Source organism: Sphingomonas sp. Leaf22 (genome assembly GCF_001421715.1).
In the GTDB taxonomy this organism is placed as follows: Bacteria; Pseudomonadota; Alphaproteobacteria; order Sphingomonadales; family Sphingomonadaceae; genus Sphingomonas.
The window spans coordinates 49367-68945 of the sequence record NZ_LMKP01000011.1; the positions used below are offsets into that span (position 1 = coordinate 49367).

Annotated in this window: 20 protein-coding genes; 14 read left to right on the forward strand and 6 right to left on the reverse strand. The window is 66.4% G+C overall.

Annotated features, from left to right (window positions below):
* Window positions 1-177 precede the first annotated feature (177 nt).
* The 5 genes from ASE70_RS06590 to ASE70_RS06610 all read left to right on the forward strand — a co-directional run bounded on the left by ASE70_RS06590 (window position 178) and on the right by ASE70_RS06610 (window position 4856).
* Entirely contained in the window at window positions 178-1110 is a 933-nt protein-coding gene (locus ASE70_RS06590) for an alpha/beta fold hydrolase (protein WP_156356061.1), read from the forward strand.
* On the forward strand, window positions 1107-1889 hold the full coding sequence (locus ASE70_RS06595; protein WP_056502688.1) for a class I SAM-dependent methyltransferase: 783 nt from the start codon (window positions 1107-1109) through the stop codon (window positions 1887-1889). The genes ASE70_RS06590 and ASE70_RS06595 overlap by 4 nt, the downstream gene beginning before the upstream one ends.
* A gap of 196 nt (window positions 1890-2085) precedes the next feature.
* Window positions 2086-3852, forward strand: a complete 1767-nt coding sequence (gene recQ, locus ASE70_RS06600) for a DNA helicase RecQ (protein ID WP_056502692.1) — start codon at window positions 2086-2088, stop codon at window positions 3850-3852.
* 177 nt (window positions 3853-4029) lie between these two features.
* On the forward strand, window positions 4030-4458 hold the full coding sequence (locus tag ASE70_RS06605; RefSeq protein WP_056502694.1) for a TIGR01244 family sulfur transferase: 429 nt from the start codon (window positions 4030-4032) through the stop codon (window positions 4456-4458).
* A 104-nt stretch (window positions 4459-4562) separates the two neighbouring features.
* Complete coding sequence (locus ASE70_RS06610) at window positions 4563-4856, forward strand: SEL1-like repeat protein (protein WP_056398516.1); 294 nt, start codon at window positions 4563-4565, stop codon at window positions 4854-4856.
* Between the two features lie 114 nt (window positions 4857-4970).
* On the opposite strand, the gene topA is transcribed toward ASE70_RS06610, so the two are convergent.
* Complete coding sequence (gene topA / locus ASE70_RS06615) at window positions 4971-7568, reverse strand: type I DNA topoisomerase (protein ID WP_056502696.1); 2598 nt, start codon at window positions 7566-7568, stop codon at window positions 4971-4973.
* A gap of 143 nt (window positions 7569-7711) precedes the next feature.
* Between topA and ASE70_RS06620 the strand changes: the two genes are divergently transcribed.
* The gene (locus tag ASE70_RS06620; RefSeq protein ID WP_156356063.1) at window positions 7712-8515 is read left to right on the forward strand and encodes an energy transducer TonB; all 804 of its coding nucleotides are present in this window, start codon (window positions 7712-7714) and stop codon (window positions 8513-8515) included.
* Between the two features lie 8 nt (window positions 8516-8523).
* Here ASE70_RS06620 and dprA read toward each other — a convergent pair whose 3' ends face one another.
* The gene (gene dprA, locus ASE70_RS06625) at window positions 8524-9615 is read right to left on the reverse strand and encodes a DNA-processing protein DprA (protein ID WP_056502700.1); all 1092 of its coding nucleotides are present in this window, start codon (window positions 9613-9615) and stop codon (window positions 8524-8526) included.
* On the reverse strand, window positions 9608-10174 hold the full coding sequence (plsY, locus tag ASE70_RS06630) for a glycerol-3-phosphate 1-O-acyltransferase PlsY (RefSeq protein WP_235519642.1): 567 nt from the start codon (window positions 10172-10174) through the stop codon (window positions 9608-9610). The genes dprA and plsY overlap by 8 nt, the downstream gene beginning before the upstream one ends.
* Before the next feature lie 136 nt (window positions 10175-10310).
* Between plsY and murI the strand changes: the two genes are divergently transcribed.
* Together murI and hemA are read left to right on the forward strand one after the other, a co-directional pair.
* Window positions 10311-11108 carry a glutamate racemase gene (gene murI / locus ASE70_RS06635; protein WP_056502703.1) on the forward strand — a complete coding sequence of 266 codons (798 nt, stop codon included), beginning with the start codon at window positions 10311-10313 and terminating at the stop codon, window positions 11106-11108.
* A gap of 107 nt (window positions 11109-11215) precedes the next feature.
* Window positions 11216-12460, forward strand: coding sequence for a 5-aminolevulinate synthase (hemA, locus tag ASE70_RS06640; RefSeq protein WP_056398500.1), 1245 nt, complete (start codon window positions 11216-11218; stop codon window positions 12458-12460).
* 31 nt (window positions 12461-12491) lie between these two features.
* Here the strand turns inward: hemA and ASE70_RS06645 are convergent, their stop codons facing one another.
* From ASE70_RS06645 to ASE70_RS06655, 3 genes are all read right to left on the reverse strand, one after another.
* Complete coding sequence (locus tag ASE70_RS06645) at window positions 12492-13334, reverse strand: GGDEF domain-containing protein (RefSeq protein WP_056502706.1); 843 nt, start codon at window positions 13332-13334, stop codon at window positions 12492-12494.
* A gap of 166 nt (window positions 13335-13500) precedes the next feature.
* Window positions 13501-13974 (reverse strand): DUF3429 domain-containing protein, encoded by a 474-nt coding sequence (locus tag ASE70_RS06650; protein ID WP_056502710.1) that lies wholly within the window; start codon window positions 13972-13974, stop codon window positions 13501-13503.
* Complete coding sequence (locus ASE70_RS06655; RefSeq protein WP_056502713.1) at window positions 13967-14440, reverse strand: hypothetical protein; 474 nt, start codon at window positions 14438-14440, stop codon at window positions 13967-13969. The genes ASE70_RS06650 and ASE70_RS06655 overlap by 8 nt, the downstream gene beginning before the upstream one ends.
* A gap of 73 nt (window positions 14441-14513) precedes the next feature.
* On the opposite strand from ASE70_RS06655, the gene rpiB reads away from it, so the two are divergent.
* From rpiB to ASE70_RS06680, 6 genes are all read left to right on the forward strand, one after another.
* Complete coding sequence (rpiB, locus tag ASE70_RS06660; RefSeq protein ID WP_056502715.1) at window positions 14514-14954, forward strand: ribose 5-phosphate isomerase B; 441 nt, start codon at window positions 14514-14516, stop codon at window positions 14952-14954.
* A 79-nt stretch (window positions 14955-15033) separates the two neighbouring features.
* A complete protein-coding gene (gene glyA / locus ASE70_RS06665) occupies window positions 15034-16329 on the forward strand; it encodes a serine hydroxymethyltransferase (protein WP_056398487.1) in 1296 nt (431 codons plus the stop codon).
* A gap of 9 nt (window positions 16330-16338) precedes the next feature.
* A complete protein-coding gene (locus tag ASE70_RS20325; RefSeq protein WP_200925602.1) occupies window positions 16339-16494 on the forward strand; it encodes a hypothetical protein in 156 nt (51 codons plus the stop codon).
* A 54-nt stretch (window positions 16495-16548) separates the two neighbouring features.
* The gene (nrdR, locus tag ASE70_RS06670) at window positions 16549-17010 is read left to right on the forward strand and encodes a transcriptional regulator NrdR (RefSeq protein WP_056398484.1); all 462 of its coding nucleotides are present in this window, start codon (window positions 16549-16551) and stop codon (window positions 17008-17010) included.
* A gap of 182 nt (window positions 17011-17192) precedes the next feature.
* Window positions 17193-18236 carry a TrmH family RNA methyltransferase gene (locus tag ASE70_RS06675; protein ID WP_082450811.1) on the forward strand — a complete coding sequence of 348 codons (1044 nt, stop codon included), beginning with the start codon at window positions 17193-17195 and terminating at the stop codon, window positions 18234-18236.
* A gap of 65 nt (window positions 18237-18301) precedes the next feature.
* Complete coding sequence (locus ASE70_RS06680; protein ID WP_235519646.1) at window positions 18302-19327, forward strand: glycoside hydrolase family 5 protein; 1026 nt, start codon at window positions 18302-18304, stop codon at window positions 19325-19327.
* The last annotated feature ends 252 nt before the right edge of the window (window positions 19328-19579 follow it).

Consider the following 19579-nt stretch of genomic DNA (forward strand, 5'->3'; position numbering starts at 1 on the left):
TCCAGCCAACCGGAAACGTCGCCCCAGCGAAGGCTGGGGCCTCGTGCGGCTCTCGTCTCGTGCCATCACCGGGAGTGACGTCTGATTCGATCTGGATGGATCAAACGCTAAACCGTATCCGATGGACACTCCATCGCGCCCATGCGTATCCGGCGGGGCGATGCGGGAGAGCGAACGATGAACGACCGGCTGAAAAAAGCGGTGACGACCACGGCGCTGGTCGGCGGTAGCTTCGCGCTATGGACCGCCCTCGCCGCCAGCGCGTCGGAAGCATTGGTGCCGGCGGACGGGGATTTCGTCGACGTCCCCGGCGGGCGGCTCCATTATGTCGATACCGGCGGCAATGGTCCGGTGATGGTGATGCTGCACGGCCTGTACGGGCAGCTGCGCAACTTTTCCTATGCGCTCGCCGCCGAACTGGCCGATCACCGGCTGATCCTCGTCGACCGGCCCGGTTGGGGGCATAGCAGCGTCGATGGCGGCCAGCCGCCGATCGAGCAACAGGCCCGCATGGTCGCCGACCTGATTGATGCACTCGGGCTAGATCGTCCGCTGCTGGTCGGCCATTCGATGGGTGGTGCGGTGGCGCTCGCCTTTGCGCTCAACCATCCCGTCAAGGTGCGCGGTATCGCGCTGATCGCCCCGCTGACCCAGCCGATGGAGCATATCCCGCCGATCTTCCGGGGCAAGGCACCGCCCGCCCCGCTCCGTGGCCTCGCCGCATGGACGGTCGGGGTGCCGCTGACGACGCTGACCGGACCGGCCGTCGCCAAGCATGTCTTTGCGCCCGATGCGGTGCCGATGGACTTCGGCACGCGGGGCGGCGGCCTCGTTGCGCTCCGCCCTTCCAGTTTTCAGGCGGGCGCGTTCGAGATCGACGACGCCAACCGCGCGGTATCGGGCATGGCCGCACGCTATGGTTCGATCGGCCTGCCGGTCGCGATCCTGTACGGCCGGGACGACCATCTGCTCGATCCGCAGCATCAGGGTGATCGCACCGCCGCGATGATCCCCGGCGCGACGCTGACCAACATCGCCGGCGGCCACATGATCCCCGTCACCCATGCACGCGAGACCGCCGACTGGCTGCGAACGGCTGCGACCGCGTGAGGGCGCTGCTGCTGGCGGTGCTGCTGCTGAGCGGTTGCACTACCGCGTACGGCGACGGCATGGGCGACATCCTGCGCGGGCAAGGCATCGCCGCGCGCGAACCCGACTACGACGTCCCCTATGTCCCGACGCCCGAACCGGTCGTCGACGCGATGCTGGCGATGGCGCAGGTCGGGGCGAACGACACGCTGATCGACCTCGGTTCGGGTGACGGCCGCATCGCGATCGCCGCCGCCCGTCGCGGCGCGCGGGCCAGCGGCATCGAGATCGACGCGGCGCTGGTCGAACGCGCCCGGCGCAACGCCGCGCTCTACACGCTGACCGACCGCGCCCGCTTCACTCGCGCCAATCTGTTCGACGTGCCGCTGCGCGACGCCAGCGTGGTGACCATGTACCTGCTGCCGAAGATCAACCTTGCGCTCCTCCCGCGCCTGCTGACCGAATTGCGGCCGGGTACGCGGATCGTCACCCATGCGTTCGACATGGGCGAATGGCGTGCCGACGAAGAACGGCTGGTCGCCGATCGCCGCGTGTTCCTGTGGATCGTCCCCGCCGTCGCCGGCGGCGACTGGCTGGCGACCCTGCCCGACGGGCGACAGGTGCCGCTGCATGTCGATCAACGGTTTCAGGACGTGACCGGCACCCTCGGCAATGCCGCGATCAACGGCACCCTGCGCGGCACCGCGATCCGCTTCACCGCCGCCGGACGCAGCTACACCGGCACGGTCGGCGAAGCGACGATCACCGGCGACGGCTGGCGCGCGGTCCGTCTGCCTTAAGAGTCCGTTTGGAAACTCGCGAAAAGGCGAGTTTCAAGGCGGTGCCGGCCCGCTCCCCCTCCCGACCACCCACAGCGTATCCTGAACGGGTGGTCGGGAGGGGGAGCGGGCCGGCACCGCAAAACGCGCAACCGCGCGTTTTCGAACAGCCTCTTAACCCTCGACGCCCACGCCCTGCATCCCTAGGTGGAGGGCGATGGCGCTCGACCCGATCCCCGTATTGCAATCGACCTTCGGCTTTCCCGACTTCCGCGGTGTCCAGCGGCAGGTGGTCGACCGCGTGCTGGCCGGACAGCGGACGCTGGCGGTTATGCCGACCGGTGCGGGCAAGTCGCTGACCTATCAGCTGCCCGCCACGATGCTGAACGGGACCTGCGTCGTCGTCTCGCCGCTGATCGCGCTGATGCACGACCAGTTGCGCGCCGCGACCGCCGTCGGCATCCGCGCCGCCACGCTGACCAGCGCCGACGACAATCGCGCCGAGACGCGCGGGCGGTTCCTCGATGGCGAGCTCGACCTGCTCTACGTCGCGCCCGAACGCGCCTCGGGCGGCGATTTCCGCGACCTGCTGTCGCGCGGCAACCTCGCCCTGTTCGCGATCGACGAGGCGCATTGCGTCAGCGAATGGGGCCACGACTTCCGCCCCGACTATCGCCTGCTGCGGCCATTGTTCGACCAGTTCCCCGACGTCCCCAGGCTGGCGCTGACGGCCACCGCCGATGCGCATACCCGCGCCGACATCCTCGAACAGCTGGGCATTCCGCACGACGGGCTGATCGTCGCCGGCTTCGACCGGCCCAACATCCGCTACCACATCACCCCGCGCGATCAGGGCACGCGCCAGATCGCCGACGTCATCGCCGCCACTCCCGGCCCCGGCATCGTCTATGTCCAGTCGCGCGCCGGGACCGAACGGTTGGCGGAGGTGCTGGCCAAGACCGGGCGTCCGGTCCGCGTCTATCATGCCGGGCTCGACTCCGCCGTGCGTCAGCGCAACCAGCATGATTTCGTCGCGTCCGAGGATATGGTGATGGTGGCGACGATCGCGTTCGGGATGGGGATAGACAAGCCCGACGTGCGCTTCGTCGCACACGCCGGACTGCCGAAATCGATCGAGGCCTATTATCAGGAGACCGGCCGCGCCGGGCGCGACGGCGATCCGGCGGTCGCGCATCTGTTCTGGGGGGCCGACGACTTCGCCCGCGCGCGCCAGCGGATCGGCGAGGTCGAACCGGCGCGCCAGCCGGGCGAGCGGCAGCGGCTGAACGCGCTGGGTGCGCTGGTCGAGACCGCCGGGTGCCGCCGTGCGATCCTGCTGCGCCATTTCGGCGAATCGCCGCCCGAATATTGCGGCAATTGCGACAACTGCCTCACGCCGCCCAACGCGATCGACGCGACGCAGGTCGCGCAGAAATATCTGTCGGCGGTGTTCCGGACCGGCATGATGTTCGGCGCGACCTATATCGAACAGGTCCTGACCGGCCAGTCGACCGAACGTAGCATGACCAACGGCCACGAACAGCTGTCGGTATGGAACATCGTCGACGGCGACGAGACCGCGCTGCTCAAACCCGTCGGCCGCGCATTGCAACTGCGCGATGCGCTGCGCGCCAACGACCATGGCGGGCTGGAATTCGGCCCCGCCGCGCGCGGGCTGTTGAAGGGCGGCGATACGCTGTCGCTGATCGTCCCGCCCAAGCGCGAGCGGCGGCGGCGCGGCAGCGGCACGGCACCCCCCAACCCCACCGGCGATCCGCTGTTCGAGGCACTGCGCGCCAAACGCCGCGAACTGGCGCAGGAAGCCGGCGTGCCGCCCTATGTCATCTTTCACGACTCGGTGTTGCGCGACATGGCGACCGACCGACCGCAGACGATCGGCGGCATGCGACGCATCACCGGTATCGGCGAAAAGAAGCTGCAGGCGTATGGCGACGCGTTTCTCTCGGTAATCAAGCAGCACTAAATTCCTCCCCACATCGTGGGGAGGGGGACCGTCCGCGAAGCGGATGGTGGAGGGGGATCGCGGCAAACGGAACGGCTGCGTCTGCGGCGATCCCCCTCCACCATGCTGCGCATGGTCCCCCTCCCCGTGCCGGGGAGGATTTGCGTCGCCCCCGCCGCACCGCTATCGTCCCTCCCCATGCAAATCCGCCGTATCGACGACCGCATCTCGGTCAGCCCGCAGATCACCGCCGACGACGTCGCCACGCTGAAGGCGCAGGGCTTCACCACCATCGTCAACAACCGCCCCGATGGCGAGGAAGCCGGCCAGCCAGGCGGCGATACGATCGCGGCGGCGGCGGCGGCGGCCGGGCTCGCCTATCACGCGATCCCGATCACCCATGCCGGGTTCAGCCACCCGCAACTCGACGCGATGGCCGATGTGCTGGAACAGGCCGACGGTCCGATCCTCGCCTATTGCCGCTCGGGCACGCGATCCTGCAACCTGTGGGCGCTCGCCAGTGCCAAGGGCGGCCGCGAATCGGCCGAACTGGTCGCGGCGGGTGGTACGGCTGGCTATGACCTGTCGGGCATCCGCCCCATGCTGGACGCGCTTTCCAAAGGTTAAGGCGCGGGTACCTTAACGTACATAACCACATCGGTTCAGGCGCTTAACCAAATCGCAACGGCCAATGCCCCATCCCTCTGTCCGTACCAACAGGGGTTATCGATATGGGCATTGGTCTGGACGGCGCCCGCTTTCTCCACGAAAGCCGGGCAGAAGAAGCGCAGCGCAACACCGGCGCGGCGTGGTTCGAACTCGGCATCTGCTATTCGAGCGGGACCGGTGGCGCGATCATCGATCTGGTCGAAGCGCACAAATGGTTCAACCTCGCCGCGATGTCGGGGCTGGAGGACGCACAGCATTGGCGTGCCGAAATCGCCTGCGACATGACCCCGCGTCAGATCGCCGATGCGCAGAAAGCCGCCCGCGCCTTCCTGCGGACCGAAACCCGCCCGAACTGACCCGCTTCGCGGCCGGACGTGCCGGCCGCCAGGCGGATCGGAACCCCGTCACCGCGCCGATCCGAACATCCTCCCGGCGTGCCGGAACGATGTCCTGTCGCGATGGGATCAGGGTCAGTCCGCCGCCTTTTTCGGTGCGGCTTTCTTCGGTGCGGCCTTTTTGGCAGCAGGTTTTTTCGCCGCCGGCTTGGCGTCATCCTTTGCCGCCGCTTTCTTCGGTGCCGCCTTCTTCGCCACCGGCTTCTTCTTGCCCTTGGCCGGAGCCGCCGCCGCACGGTCGTCGATCAGTTGCGCCGCTTCTTCGAGGGTCAGCGCACTCGGTTCGATCGACTTCGGGATCGTCGCGTTGGTCGTGCCATCGGTGACATAGGGGCCATAGCGCCCTTCCATCAGCTTGATCTCGGCCTCGGTCCGCGGATGCGCGCCCAGTACTTTCAGCGGCTCTTTCGCCGCCCCGCGCGCCGGTCGCCCGCCGCCCGCCGCCGCCTCAGCCAGCTTGACCACCGCCGCGTTCATGCCGGTTTCGAACACGTCCGCCGTCGTCTGCAACCGCGCATATTTGCCGGCATGCTTTAGATACGGGCCATAGCGCCCGATCGCCGCCTCGATCGGCTCGCCCGTTTCCGGATGGTTGCCGATGGTGCGCGGCAGGCTGAGCAGCTTGAGCGCCCATTCGAGGTTCAACTCGCCGATATCCTTCGGGATCGACGCACGCTTGGCATCCTTGCCCTCGCCAAGCTGGATATAGGGGCCGAACCGACCCGATTTGCGCTCGACCTCCAGCCCGGTTTCCGGGTCCTTGCCCAGTCCTTCGGGACCGGCGTCGCCGCCTTCCTCACCGCCCGGCTGCGCGAAGCGGCGGGTATATTTGCAGTCGGGATAGTTGGAACAGGCGATGAACGCGCCGAACTTGCCGCCGCGCAGGGCCAGCCGGCCCTCGCCGCAATTCGGGCACAGGCGGGGGTCGGTCCCATCGGCCTTTTCGGGGAACAGGTAACTCCCAAGAAACTGGTCGAGCTCGGCGGTGATCGCGCTCGGCTGCTGCTCCATCACTTCCGACGTGCGCGGCTTGAAATCGCGCCAGAACGCTTCGAGCACCGCCTGCCACTCGGCACGCCCGCCCGACACGTCGTCCAGCTCCTCCTCCAGCTCGGCCGTGAAGTCATAGCCGACATATTTCTCGAAAAAGCGTTCGAGGAACGCAGTCAGCAACCGCCCGGTCTCCTCGGCAAAGAACCGGTTCTTCTCGACCCGGACATAGCCGCGATCCTTCAGCACCTGAATGATCGAGGCATAGGTCGACGGACGCCCGATCCCCAATTCTTCCAGCCGCTTGACCAGCGACGCTTCGGAGAAACGCGGCGGCGGCTGGGTGAAATGCTGTTCGGCGACCACGTCCTTCTTGGCCGGGCTGTCACCCGAGCGCAGCAGCGGCAACCGGCGCGAATCCTCATCCGCCGCATCGTCGCGCCCTTCCTCGTACAGCGCGAGGTATCCGGGGAAGAGCACGACCTGCCCGGTCGCGCGCAGGCCGGTCTGGCCGGTCTGGTCCTCGAACTCGACGGCGGTGCGCTCCATCCGGGCCGACGCCATCTGGCTGGCAAGCGCCCGCTTCCAGATCAGGTCGTACAGACGGCCATGATCGCCCGATCCCGCGCGGTCCTTCGAAAAATCGGTCGGGCGGATCGCCTCGTGCGCTTCCTGCGCATTCTTGGCCTTGGTCTGGTACTGGCGCGGCTTGTCCGGGACGTAGCTGCCGTCATAGCGGTTGGCGATCGCGCCACGTGCCGCATCGATCGCCGATCCGTCCATCTGCACGCCGTCAGTCCGCATATAGGTGATCGCGCCGTCTTCGTAGAGCGACTGCGCCACCCGCATCGTATGGCTGGCGGAAAAACCCAGCTTGCGCGCCGCTTCCTGTTGCAGCGTCGAGGTGGTGAAGGGCGGCGGCGGATTGCGCGTCGCGGGCTTCGTCTCGACATTGGTGACGGTGAAGCGGCCAGCGACCACCGCCGCCTTCGCGACCTCGGCCGACCCGGCATCGCCCAGCGACAGCTTGTCGAGCTTCTTGCCCTTGAGCTTGAGGAGGCGCGCGTCGAACGGCGTGCCATCGGCCTCCATCTTGGCCACGACCGACCAATATTCCTGCGCGACGAACGTCTCGATCTCGCGCTCGCGCTGGACCAGCAGGCGCAGCGCGACCGACTGGACGCGTCCGGCCGACTTGGCGCCGGGCAGCTTGCGCCACAGCACCGGCGACAGGGTGAAGCCGACCAGATAGTCGAGCGCGCGTCGTGCCCGATATGCATCGATCAGGTCGGTATCGAGCTCGCGCGGGGCCTTCATCGCGGCGAGGATCGCGGGCTTGGTGATCGCGTTGAACGTGACCCGCTCGACCTCCTTGGGCAGCGCGCGACGCTTCTTCAGCACCTCCTGCACATGCCAGCTGATCGCCTCGCCCTCACGATCGGGATCGGTGGCGAGGATCAGGCGGTCGGCGGTCTTGGCGAGGTCGGTGATCGCCTTCAGCTGCTTCGTCTTGTCCGCATAGGTTTCCCAATCCATGGCAAAGCCGTCATCCGGGTTCACCGACCCATCCTTGGGCGGCAGGTCGCGGACATGGCCGTAGGAGGCGAGGACGCGGTAATCGGACCCCAGATATTTTTCGATGGTCTTCGCCTTGGCGGGCGATTCGACGATGACAAGCTGCATGATGTGGCGGTCGGTCCTTGTGCGTACGCGTACGAGAGTGGGGAGCGCCGGGGGGTGGCGTCAAGTCGGGTTGGGCTGGTGACGCAGCGCGGTTACGCTTTGATGGCTAGGTTCGACATATCTGTCGGTAGCCGATATCCGGATTGACCCAACGCTGGCATCCCGTAGGTTTGCTGGCAACGGGGGAATATATGCTGTTGGCAATGGTGTTGATTGGGGCGCAAACACCTGAGGCACGATGGGAGGTGCGTTCCGAACTCGGGCGGTGTCGGCTGGCCGCTGCACCGGGGAATGCCACCGGAAGCAGCCTTTCCTTCGAAACGCGCCCGCTCTCGCGAGATGTCTCGATCATCGCGCCGATTGCAGGTCGACAGCCGCGACGAGAAGTGCCGGCAACGATCATGTTTGGATCGTCAGTACCGACACAGTCCGCAACCTATTATCCTGCCACGGACCAACCGGACAAACCGGCCTATATCAAAACCGATTGGGCGACGTTGCGCCGACTTGCGGAGCACGAAACGTTTTCGATTGCCGTGAACGGTGCCACTTCGTCCAGGTTTTCGACGAAAAATCTTTCCGCAGGTATCGACGCAATGGACCGTTGCCGGACTACGATCCTGCGCACGATGCGTTATGTCGCCGACGCTGAAACACCGGAGCCGACTGGCGGATGGGGAGACGGCTCGGGCGACTGGATCCGAAAGAAGGACTTCCCGACGAAGTTGTTCGATGCACAGCGCAACACAGCGGCCCTGATCGCCTGGATCGTCGGAAAGGACGGTCGGATTCGGAACTGCACTCCGCTCGTGCCGTCCGGCGAACCCATCCTCGATACCGCTGCTTGTGAAGCACTCACTCGCCGGGCCAAATTCGCACCACCGCTCGATCCGTCGGGCAAACCAACGGAAATTTTCGGCTCACGCATCATTCGATACGGCAGTTGAGGGTTTAGCTACCCGAGGCTGACCCGCCCGCCGGCATGCCGGTCGAGCCGCCCGGCGAGTTCGAGTTCGAGCAGCACCGTCTGTACCACCGTCGTCGGGCATCCCGATTGCCGCACCAGTTCGTCGACCGCCACCGGCACCGGGCCCAGCAGTCCGGTAATCTGTGTCCGGTCGCCATCGCTGGCGTCGGTCGCCGCCGGTTCGCCGACATAGCGCCCGCCCGGTGCCCGCACCGCGCGCGCATCGATCGGGCGGAGCATCTCGGCCACGTCGGCGGCGTTCTGCACCAGCGTAGCACCGTCGCGAATCAGCGCATTGCATCCCTGCGCCCGCGGATCGAGCGGCGATCCCGGCACCGCCATTACCTCGCGCCCCGCCTCTCCCGCCAGCCGGGCGGTGATGAGCGACCCCGATCGCGGAGCCGCCTCGACCACTACCGTGCCCAGCGCCAGCCCGGCGATGATCCGGTTGCGCGACGGGAAATGGCGGGCGAGCGGCTGCGTGCCCGGCGGCTGTTCGGCGAGGAGCAACCCGCGAGTCGCCACCTCTTCCTGCAACGCCGCGTTCTCGGGCGGGAAGACGACGTCGATGCCGCTGGCGATGACGCCGATCGTCGCATGGCCGATCGCGCCCTGATGCACCGCCGTGTCGATGCCGCGCGCCAGCCCCGACACCACGCAATATCCCGCCGCGCCCAGTTCGTCCGCCAACCCCCGCGCGAAACGGCAGGCCGCCGCCGACGCGTTGCGGGCACCGACCATCGCCACGCACGGCCGCGCCAGCAGCGACAGGTCGCCGCGCACGATCAGTGCGGGCGGCGCGCTGTCCAGTTCGGCCAGCAACGCCGGATAGTCGGGATCGCCGAGCAGCAGAAAACGCGCGCCGAGCGCGCGCACCGTCGCGATTTCCCGCCGCACCGCGCCTTCGTCGGCCAGCACCGGTGCCCGGCCGCCCCCGCGCGCCGCCAGCATCGGCAACGCGTCGATCGCTGCCGCAGCGTCGCCGTACCGCTCGATCAGCGCGCGAAACGTGACCGGGCCGATATTGGCCGACCGGATCAGCCGCAGCGCCGCGAAGCGGGCCGCTTGCGGCTCATTCACGCTTGCGGCCGATCCTCGGCTCGGTCCCGGCGACCAGTCGTTCGATATTCTCGCGATGCTTCCACAGCACGATCAGCGCAAGGCCGAGGAACAGGATCACGAGGTCGAACCGCCCGGCCCATGCCGACGCGATCGGTGCGGCGACCGCCGCCGCCATGCCCGCGACCGACGAAATGCGTACCGTCGCCAGCAACCCCAGCCACACGATGGCATAGACCAGTCCGGCGAACGGGCAGAGCGCCACCACCACGCCCATCATCGTCGCCACGCCCTTGCCGCCGCGAAAGCGCAGCCACAGCGGATAGCAATGGCCGACGAACGCCGCCGCACCGGCGACCGGTTCCTCACCCGGAAACAGCGCCGCGACGATCCACACCGCCGCCGCCCCCTTCAACAGGTCGAGCAGCAGCGTAGCCGCCGCCAGTCCTTTCCGCCCGGTACGCAACACGTTGGTCGCGCCGATATTGCCCGATCCGATCGTGCGCAGATCGCCGGCACCGGCGATGCGGGTCAGCAATATGCCCCATGGGATCGATCCCAGCACATAGCCGATCAGCAACGCCGCCGCCGGCGGGATCCAGAGTATTTCGCTCGGCAGGATAGCCCCCTGAACTTGCCGTCTGTCGCATGGAGGGTAAGGGGTTCGGCGACGGCATGCAACGCGGCCGGATACGCCAAAGGGAGTATGCCCGGCGATGGGCCAGACGACGCAACCGATCCTGTTCTTCGATTCGGGCGTCGGCGGCCTGTCGGTGGTCGCGCCGACCCTGGCGCTGCTGCCGACCGCGCCGATCGTCTATGCCGCCGACTCGGCCGGTTTTCCCTATGGCACCCGGACCGAGGCGGAGATCGCCGCGCGGGTGCCGGCGCTGCTCGGGCGGCTGGTCGAGCGGTATCGCCCGCGCCTCGTCGTGATCGCGTGCAACACCGCATCGACCATCGCGCTGCCGGTGGTGCGTGCCGCGCTCGACGTGCCGGTCGTCGGCACCGTGCCCGCGATCAAGGTCGGGGCGGAAATGTCGCACAGTCGCGTCATCGGTGTGCTCGGGACGCAGGCGACGGTGCGCCAACCCTATGTCGAGGACCTTGCCGTACGCTTTGCCGGCGACTGCACCGTGCTGCGCCATGGATCGGCGGCACTGGTCGAACTGGCCGAGGGGGCGCTGGCCGGCGATGCGCCGCCGCCGGGCGCAATCGCCGCCGAACTCGCCGGACTGCTCGACCAGCCGGAGGGAGGACGCATCGACGTCATCGTCAACGCCTGCACCCATTTCCCGCTGATGGAGGCAGAAATGCGCGCGGCCGCCCCGCACATCGCCTTCGTCGACGGCGGCCCCGGCATCGCGCGGCGCATCGCGGTGCTCACGGCGGGACAGCCCTTTCCCGAAGCGCCGGTCCCCGGACGACTCGTCTTCACCCGGCTGGGTGCGCGCGAGCGGACGATCGCGGCCGGACTGGAATCACGCGGGTTCGGGTCGGTCGAGGCGTTGTAGGTCCGAGAAAACCTTCACCCCGTGGACAAAATGTCCAAGGCGCTCGATCACCCTAACCGCTTTTATCCGCTGGAAACGTCGCCGCGCAACAGGTACACCCCGGTTCCATGAGCATCGACGCAGTTCCGGCCCGCTCGGTCGATTACAACCGTGTCTTCGCACAGGCGATCGACCGCCTGCACGAAGAAGGACGCTACCGCGTCTTCATCGACATTCTGCGCAACAAGGGGCAGTTCCCCAATGCGCGGTGCTTCGCCGGGCATAACGGGCCGAAGCCGATCACCGTGTGGTGCTCGAACGACTATCTTGCGATGGGCCAGCATCCCGCGGTCATCGCGGCGATGGAAGAGGCGCTGCACGATGTCGGCGCCGGTTCGGGCGGCACCCGCAATATCGGCGGCAACACCCATTATCACATCGACCTCGAAACCGAGCTTGCCGACCTGCACGACAAGGAAGCGGCGCTGCTGTTCACCAGCGGCTATGTCTCGAACGAGGCGACGCTGTCGACCATCGCCCGCATCCTGCCGGGCTGCATCATTTTTTCGGACGAGTTGAACCACGCGTCGATGATTGCGGGCATCCGGCATTCGGGCTGCGAAAAGCGAGTGTTCCGTCACAACGACCTCGCCCATCTCGAAGAACTGCTGGCCGCCGAAGACCCGTCGGTGCCCAAGCTGATCGCGTTCGAGAGCGTCTATTCGATGGATGGCGACGTCGCGCCGATTCATGCGATCTGCGACCTTGCGGACAAATATAACGCGCTGACCTATCTCGACGAAGTCCACGCCGTCGGCATGTATGGCGCGCGCGGCGGCGGCATTTCCGAACGCGACGACGCGGCATCGCGACTGACGATCGTCGAGGGGACGCTGGGCAAGGCATTCGGGGTGATGGGCGGCTATATCGCCGCCGATCGTACGGTCATCGACGTGATCCGCTCCTATGCGCCGGGCTTCATCTTCACGACCAGCCTGTCGCCGGTACTGGTCGCCGGGGCGCTGGCCAGCGTCCGCCACCTGAAGGCATCGACGGCGGAGCGCGAGGGGCAGCAGGCGGCCGCCGCGACGCTCAAGACGCTGTTCGCCGATGCCGGGCTGCCGGTGATGGACACGACCACGCATATCGTGCCGCTGATGGTCGGCGACCCGGTAAAGGCGAAGCGGATCAGCGACATCCTGCTGCGCGAATACGGTGTGTATGTTCAGCCGATCAATTATCCGACCGTCCCGCGCGGCAGCGAACGGCTGCGCTTTACGCCAGGGCCAGCGCACGACACGGCGATGATGCAGGAACTGACCGCCGCACTGGTCGAGATCTGGGGCCGGCTGGAACTGAAGAAAGCCGCCTGAAACCTGCCGCTCCCGAACGGAGCGGCAGGTTTCAGTGCACGACCCGGTTGCCACCGGCCAGCATAACGCCTTGCAGCTTCGCACGGGCTTCGTCGATGACCCATTCGATGCCGTTGCCATGACCGGCAACCATCGCCGCCGATGCGGTGACGGTCCCGATCGCCTCCCCCGACCCGCGCAGCTTGAACTTGCGACCTTGGAGCAGCTGCAACGCCTCTTCGGCCTGTGCGCGCAGCGCGGTCATCGTCTGCCCCGGAATGGCGAGGATGAATTCGTTGCCCGACCAGCGAATGGCTTCCTGGTCGGGAAACGCCTTTGCCAGTTTCGTGGCGAAGGCGTTGAGAATATTGTCGCCGACCGAATTGCCATAGATCCGGTTGATCCCGGGCAATCCGTCGATCCCGAACATCAGCAGGGCATAGCGTTGATCCTGCGCCGCGATCTTGTCGAGCACCCGGCGGGCCCCCGTCTGGTTCAGCGCATTGGTCAGTTCGTCATGCTCGGCATCGACCGCGCCGGTTCGCCCCGCCGCGCCCGTCGCCAACAGGCGCGCGACCTGTTCGCGCAGTTCGGCCAGGCTCCGCTCCGTCGCCGCCACCCGCTGAACGATCGAGGCATCGTCCGCGTCCACTGGCGATGTTCCCGGATGATCGGCAAGCGTTGCCGCTGCTGCCGCCTGCGCCGCGCCCAATTCGACGAAGCGCGTATTGGTCAGCCCCGCACCTTCGATCGATGCCAGTATATCGTCGGATAAAATTTTGTACGAACCGGACAGATGCGCCAGCGCGGTGCCATAATTGAAGGCACTCGGTTCAAGCTGGTGATATTCCAAAAATGCCAATGCAGCACGGGCGTGTGCGATCTCTATCTGCATAGGTCATTGCATATCAATGAACCCGCCAATGTTCAATCGGTAGGTTACTGAAATAGATGGATCTTGTCACTACTATGAAATGGTAGATCTGTACTGGTGTCCGGCTGATCATGGACCCAGTTCTTGCCAGTCCCATGCTTTCCGGTGATTTCGCGATGCGCGAAACCTATGGTTGCGCGAACAGTCCGGTGAGCAGCGTCATCACCGCCAGTCCGACCGACAGCGGCACGCGCAGCTTCATCCACCACGCCGGCACATGCCCCGCACGGACCAGCGTCATGTCGACCAGCAGCGATCCGAGCAGCCCCGCGGCCACGATCGCCGACGCCGACAGCACCGACGCGAACAGGACCGCGCCCGCGACCAGCGCGACCAGCGTCGGCACCACCGCGATACCCAGCCACAGCGTCAGCGCCGCGCCGCTCACCCGCGCCGACACCGCGCCCCACCACATCCCGCCCAGAAAACTCAGGATGAGCGCCGAATAGAACAGCGCCAGCGCCAGCATCATGCCGCCCTTGGCCGGATCGATCAGCCGGACCGCGACCGCGACGATGGGCGGCAACAGCCCGGCATAGCCCAGCAACAACGCGGCAAGCGGCGGACGGACGACCGGAGCCGTATCGATCGCGTCAGCCACGGCAATATCCCTCCCCCGGCTTGACCGTCAGACAATCGTTCTTGCCCGCCAGCCATTTCAGCCCGGTCGCATCGCCGTTGCCCGGTCGCAGCAGCAGCGTCTCGCCACCGCGTTCGAACCGGATGCCTTCGGGCGTGACCGTGCCGACGAAATTGCCCTTGTTGTCGAGGTCATATTGCATTTCGAGCTTCACATCGTCCTGCGCCGGATCGCTGACCACAAGATTGGTGCCTTCGACCCCGACCCAGCGGCCTAGATAGCGGGTCGCCCCCAGCGTCGCGGTATCGCTGGCGGTCGGGGTTGGCGTCGGGGTCGGCGACTGCGCCGGGGTCGGGGCCTTTGGCGCAGGCAGCGGCGTGGCGGCGCTGTTTTCGATCGCAGCCTGTGTCGCGGCACCTTCGCTACGCCGTTCCGACGCGCCGCACGCGCTTAGTGCAAGTGCCGCGACGATGATCGTTCCACGCATCCTTGCCATCCCTTTCGCCTTTCCCAACGACCTCAGCCTAGCGCCCGGCCATCCCGACGGCTAGAAGCGGCCCATGGCCCGTATCGCAATCGCATCCGACCACGCCGCCCTAGGGCTCAAGACAGAACTCGTCACTTGGTTGCAAGACCAGGGACACGAAGTCGCCGATCTTGGCCCCCACGGGCCGGCCAGCGTCGACTATCCGGACTATGGATACAAGCTGGCACAAGCAGTTAGCGGTAACGACGCCGATTTTGGCGTGGCGTTGTGCGGATCGGGCATCGGCATTTCGATCGCGGTCAATCGCGTCGCCGCCTGCCGCTGCGCATTGGTGTCCGAACCCCTGTCGGCGGCGCTCGCCCGCGAACATAACGACGCCAACGTCATCGCGATGGGTGCCCGGCTGATCGGCAGCGAGATGGCGAAGGCATGTCTGACCGCGTTCCTGACGACCCCGTTCGGGGGCGACCGCCACCAGCGCCGCGTCGACAAACTCGGCAATCCGCCGGCCTGAAACCCGATTCCCCGGGTGGCATTTCGATGACACCCGGACTAAAGCGCGCGCGACCTCTTCTCTCCGGGAGCCGCGCCCCATGACCGACCAGTTCCGCCCCGACGGTTTCTTCGAAACCACCCTCGCCGATGCCGACCCCGCCGTGTTCGCGGGCGTCACCCACGAACTGGAGCGCGAACGCTATCAGATCGAATTGATCGCATCGGAAAACATCGTGTCGAAGGCGGTGCTGGAGGCACAGGGTTCGGTCTTCACCAACAAATATGCCGAGGGTTATCCCGGCAAGCGTTACTATCAAGGTTGCCACCCGTCGGACGAGGTCGAGCAGTTGGCGATCGATCGCGCCAAGCAGTTGTTCGGCTGCGGCTTCGTCAACGTCCAGCCGCATTCGGGCGCGCAGGCGAACGGCGCGGTAATGCTGGCACTGACCAAACCCGGCGACACGATCATGGGCATGAGCCTCGACGCCGGCGGTCACCTGACGCACGGTGCCAAGGCGGCGATGTCGGGCAAGTGGTTCAACGCGGTCCAATATGGCGTCGATCGCGAAACCCATCTGATCGACTATGACGAGGTCGCGGCACTGGCGCGCGAACACAAGCCGACGCTCATCATCGCCGGCGGCTCGGCCTATCCGCGCCACATCGATTTCGCCAAGTTCCGCGCGATCGCCGATGAGGTCGGTGCGAAGTTCATGGTCGACATGGCGCATTTCGCCGGCATCGTCGCCGCCGGCCTGCACCCGACCCCGTTCGGCCAGGCGCATGTCGTCACCACCACCACCCACAAGACGCTGCGTGGGCCCCGCGGCGGCATGGTGCTGACCAACGACGAAGCCATCGCCAAGAAGATCAATTCGGCGGTGTTCCCGGGGCTGCAAGGCGGTCCGTTGATGCACGTGATCGCGGCCAAGGCCGTCGCGTTCGGCGAGGCGCTGCGCCCCGAATTCAAGGACTATATCCGCGCGGTGGTCGAGAACGCGCAGACGCTGGCCGCCACCCTGAAGGATCGCGGTGCCAATGTCGTCGCCGGCGGCACCGACACGCATTTGGCGCTGATCGACCTGACCCCGCTTGGCGTCACCGGCCGCGATGCCGACGAGGCGCTGGAGCGCGCGGCGATCACCTGCAACAAGAACGGCATCCCGTTCGATCCTCTCCCCCCGGTCAAGACCAGCGGCATCCGCGTCGGATCGCCCGCCGGCACCACCCGCGGTTTCGGCAAGGCCGAGTTCACCGAAATCGGCCATATGGTCGCCGATGTGCTCGACGGCCTGCGTGCCAAGGGCGAGGCCGGGGACCCGCAAGTCGAGGCGGACGTTAAGGCACGGGTTCGGGCGCTGTGCGAGCGGTTCCCGATCTACCCGGGTCTGTAAGGAGGTCACATGGTCAAGGACAAATCGGTCGGCAAGAGCATGGCGAAATGGGGCGCACTGGGCGCGGTCATCGCCGTTCCGGTGCCGTTCGTCGGCCCGCTGATCGGCGCGGCTGCCGGTGCGGGCTATGCCTATTACAAGGCGAAGAAGCAGACGCGTTACTGACGCGCCCCGTCCGCGCCGCCATTTGGTGGCGCGGACGGTTTGACAGGAAAACCGATGCGCTGCCCGTTCTGCGCCCATGACGACAGCCAGGTGAAGGACAGCCGCCCCAGCGACGACGGCGCGGCGATCCGGCGGCGGCGGCAATGCTCCGGCTGCGGGGCGCGTTTCACGACCTTCGAACGCATCCAGCTGCGCGACCTGACCGTGGTCAAGTCGGGCGACCGACGTCAGCCCTTCGACCGCGACAAGCTGCTCCGCTCGGTCGCCACCGCCTGCCGCAAACGCCCGATCACCCCGGCACAGGTCGAGCGTCTCGTCTCGGGTATCCAGCGCCAGCTGGAAACGACCGGGGACAGCGAAGTCGCCTCGGGCCGGATCGGCGAGCTGGTGATGGAGGGACTGCAGGGGCTCGACCCCGTCGCATACATCCGCTTCGCCAGCGTCTACAAGGACTTCCGCGAGGCGAAGGATTTCGAGGAATTTGCGGGGACGGTCGGGGATGCGGCGAAGGGGTGAGGTCGTGTTCCCCTGCTCAAACCGTTTGGTTCGAGCAGCTTCGAGCAAAGTCGCGAAGCGTCTGTCGAGAACGCTCGGCTAACCGGGCCCCCTTCCCTCCGTTCAGTTCGAGCAGTATCGAGCCTGTCGAGATACGCCCGTCGAGAACCCGTCGCGGCTCCGCAAAACGCCAAGGCCCGCCAATGTTCTACGCCTACATCCTCAAATGCTCGGACGGCACCTATTATACCGGCCACACCGACGACCTCGACCGCCGCGTCGCCGAGCATCAGTCCGGCGCGATCCCCGGCTACACCGCCGACCGCCGACCGGTCGAACTGATGTGGAGCGAAACCTTCCAGACCCGCACCGAAGCGCTGGAGCGGGAAGCACAGGTAAAGGACTGGTCGCGCAAGAAGAAGGAAGGTTTGTTCCGCGGCGACTGGTCGACGATCTCCACCGCGGCGAGTTCTCGACAGCCGCATCTCGACAAGCTCGATGCTGCTCGATCCGAACGGGAGGGTAGCGCGACCACCCAACCGGTCATCGTCCTCGTCCGCCCGCAGCTCGGCCAGAATATCGGCAAGGCCGCTCGCGCCATGCTGAACTTCGGCCTCACCGACCTGCGCCTCGTCGCGCCGCGCGACGGCTGGCCCAATCCCGAAGCCGGCCCGGCCGCCAGCGGTGCCGATCAGGTCCTGCGCGATGCCGTCGTCTATGACAGCGTCGCCGATGCCGTCGCCGACTGCGCCCATGTCTACGCCACGACCGTCCGCAAGCGCGGCATCACCAAACCGGTCGTCACGCCCGAGGTCGCCGCACAGGCGATCCGGGCCGATGCCGGTCGCTCGGCGATCCTGTTCGGCCCCGAACGCTCGGGTCTCGAAACCGATGACGTAGCGCTCGCCCGCACGATCCTGACCGTGCCGATCAATCCCGAATTCGGCTCGCTCAACCTCGCGCAGGCGGTCATTCTCGTCGCCTATGAATGGTCGAAGGGGCAGGATCTCGCCAGCCCGTCGATCGTCGACCTCGGCGAACCCGCCCCGCACGAGGAACTGGAAGGCATGATCGGCCAGCTGGACGACATGCTGGAAGCCGCCCGCTTCTTCTTCCCGCCCGAACGCGCCGTCACGTCGCGCCGGACGCTGCGCACGCTGCTGACCAAGCCCGGCTGGACGTCGCAGGAGGTGCGCACGATGCGCGGCGTGCTTTCGGCACTCGACGGGGCGAAGCGGCGGCGCTGACGGCGATTGAACGGTAGCGCGGAGCGCGATAGCCTCGCGCGTCCGCACGATCCGAAAGACTAACCATGCGCTTCAAAATGCTCGTACATCTTGCCGCCGCACTGATCGTGACACCGTTGTCGGCCGCCCCGGCACCGCAATCGGCGAAGAACGCCGAACCGGCATGGCAGGCGGCGGCAAAGCTGAAGCGCGGCGTCAACATCATCGGCTACGACCCGCTATGGCGCGATCCCGCCAAGGCGCGGTTCCAGACGAAGCATTTCGCGATCATCAAACAGGGCGGCTTCGATTTCGTCCGCGTGGTGCTGCAGGCGTTCGAGCATATGGATGCGCAGAACCGGCTGAACCCGCAGTGGCTGGCGACGCTCGACCGGGTGGTCCAGGAGGCGACTGCCGCCGGCCTGACCGTCATTCTCGACGAACACGACTTCAATCCCTGTTCGGCCGCGCCCGACGCCTGCGAACCGAAGCTGATCGCGTTCTGGCAGCAGATCGGCGAACGCTATCGTAATGCGCCGAACACGGTGCTGTTCGAACTGCTGAACGAACCGCACTCCCCGCTTGACGCCGCGCGGTGGAATGCGATGCTCGCCAGGCTGATCCCGGTGGTGCGCGCGACCAACCCTGACCGGACGCTGGTGATCGGCCCGACCCGCTGGAACAATCTGGAAGAATTGTCGACGCTGACCCTGCCACGGGACGACCGGAACATCATCGTGACGTTCCATTCCTACGAACCATTCCGCTTCACCCATCAGGGCGCGCCGTGGGCCGAGGATATGGCAAAGGTCAGCGGCATCCCCTTCACCGCTGCCGACGAAGCGCAGATCAAGGCCGATTACGACAAGGTGACGGCATGGTCGAAGGCGAACAACCGCCCGATCCTGCTCGGCGAGTTCGGCGCGTACGACAAAAGCGGCATCCCGATGGCAGCCCGCGTCCGCTATACGTCGGCGGTTCGCCGCGAGGCGGAGGCGCATGGCTTCCCTTGGGCCTATTGGCAATTCGACAGCGACTTCCTCGTGTACGATATCGACAAGGATCGCTGGGTCGAACCGATCCGACAGGCCTTGGTGCCGACCGGTCGATAGGTGAGGGTTAAACTCTATCACCTTTGGTTGCTCTCACCCTTCGCCGCCCTCGGCGTCTTTTCCCTTTCCCGGCGGGAGAGGGGAGGGAGCGGTGAGCTGCTGCCGGTTTCGTGGACACCGAGATAAGGTGTTTTTCGGAACCGGAGGATTGAGCTGCTGCCGGTCTGGTAGACACGAGGTTAAGCTACCTGCGCCTGCCGCTCGAAGTCCATGGGGCTGAGATAACCCAGGGTCGAGTGGCGTCGCGTTGGA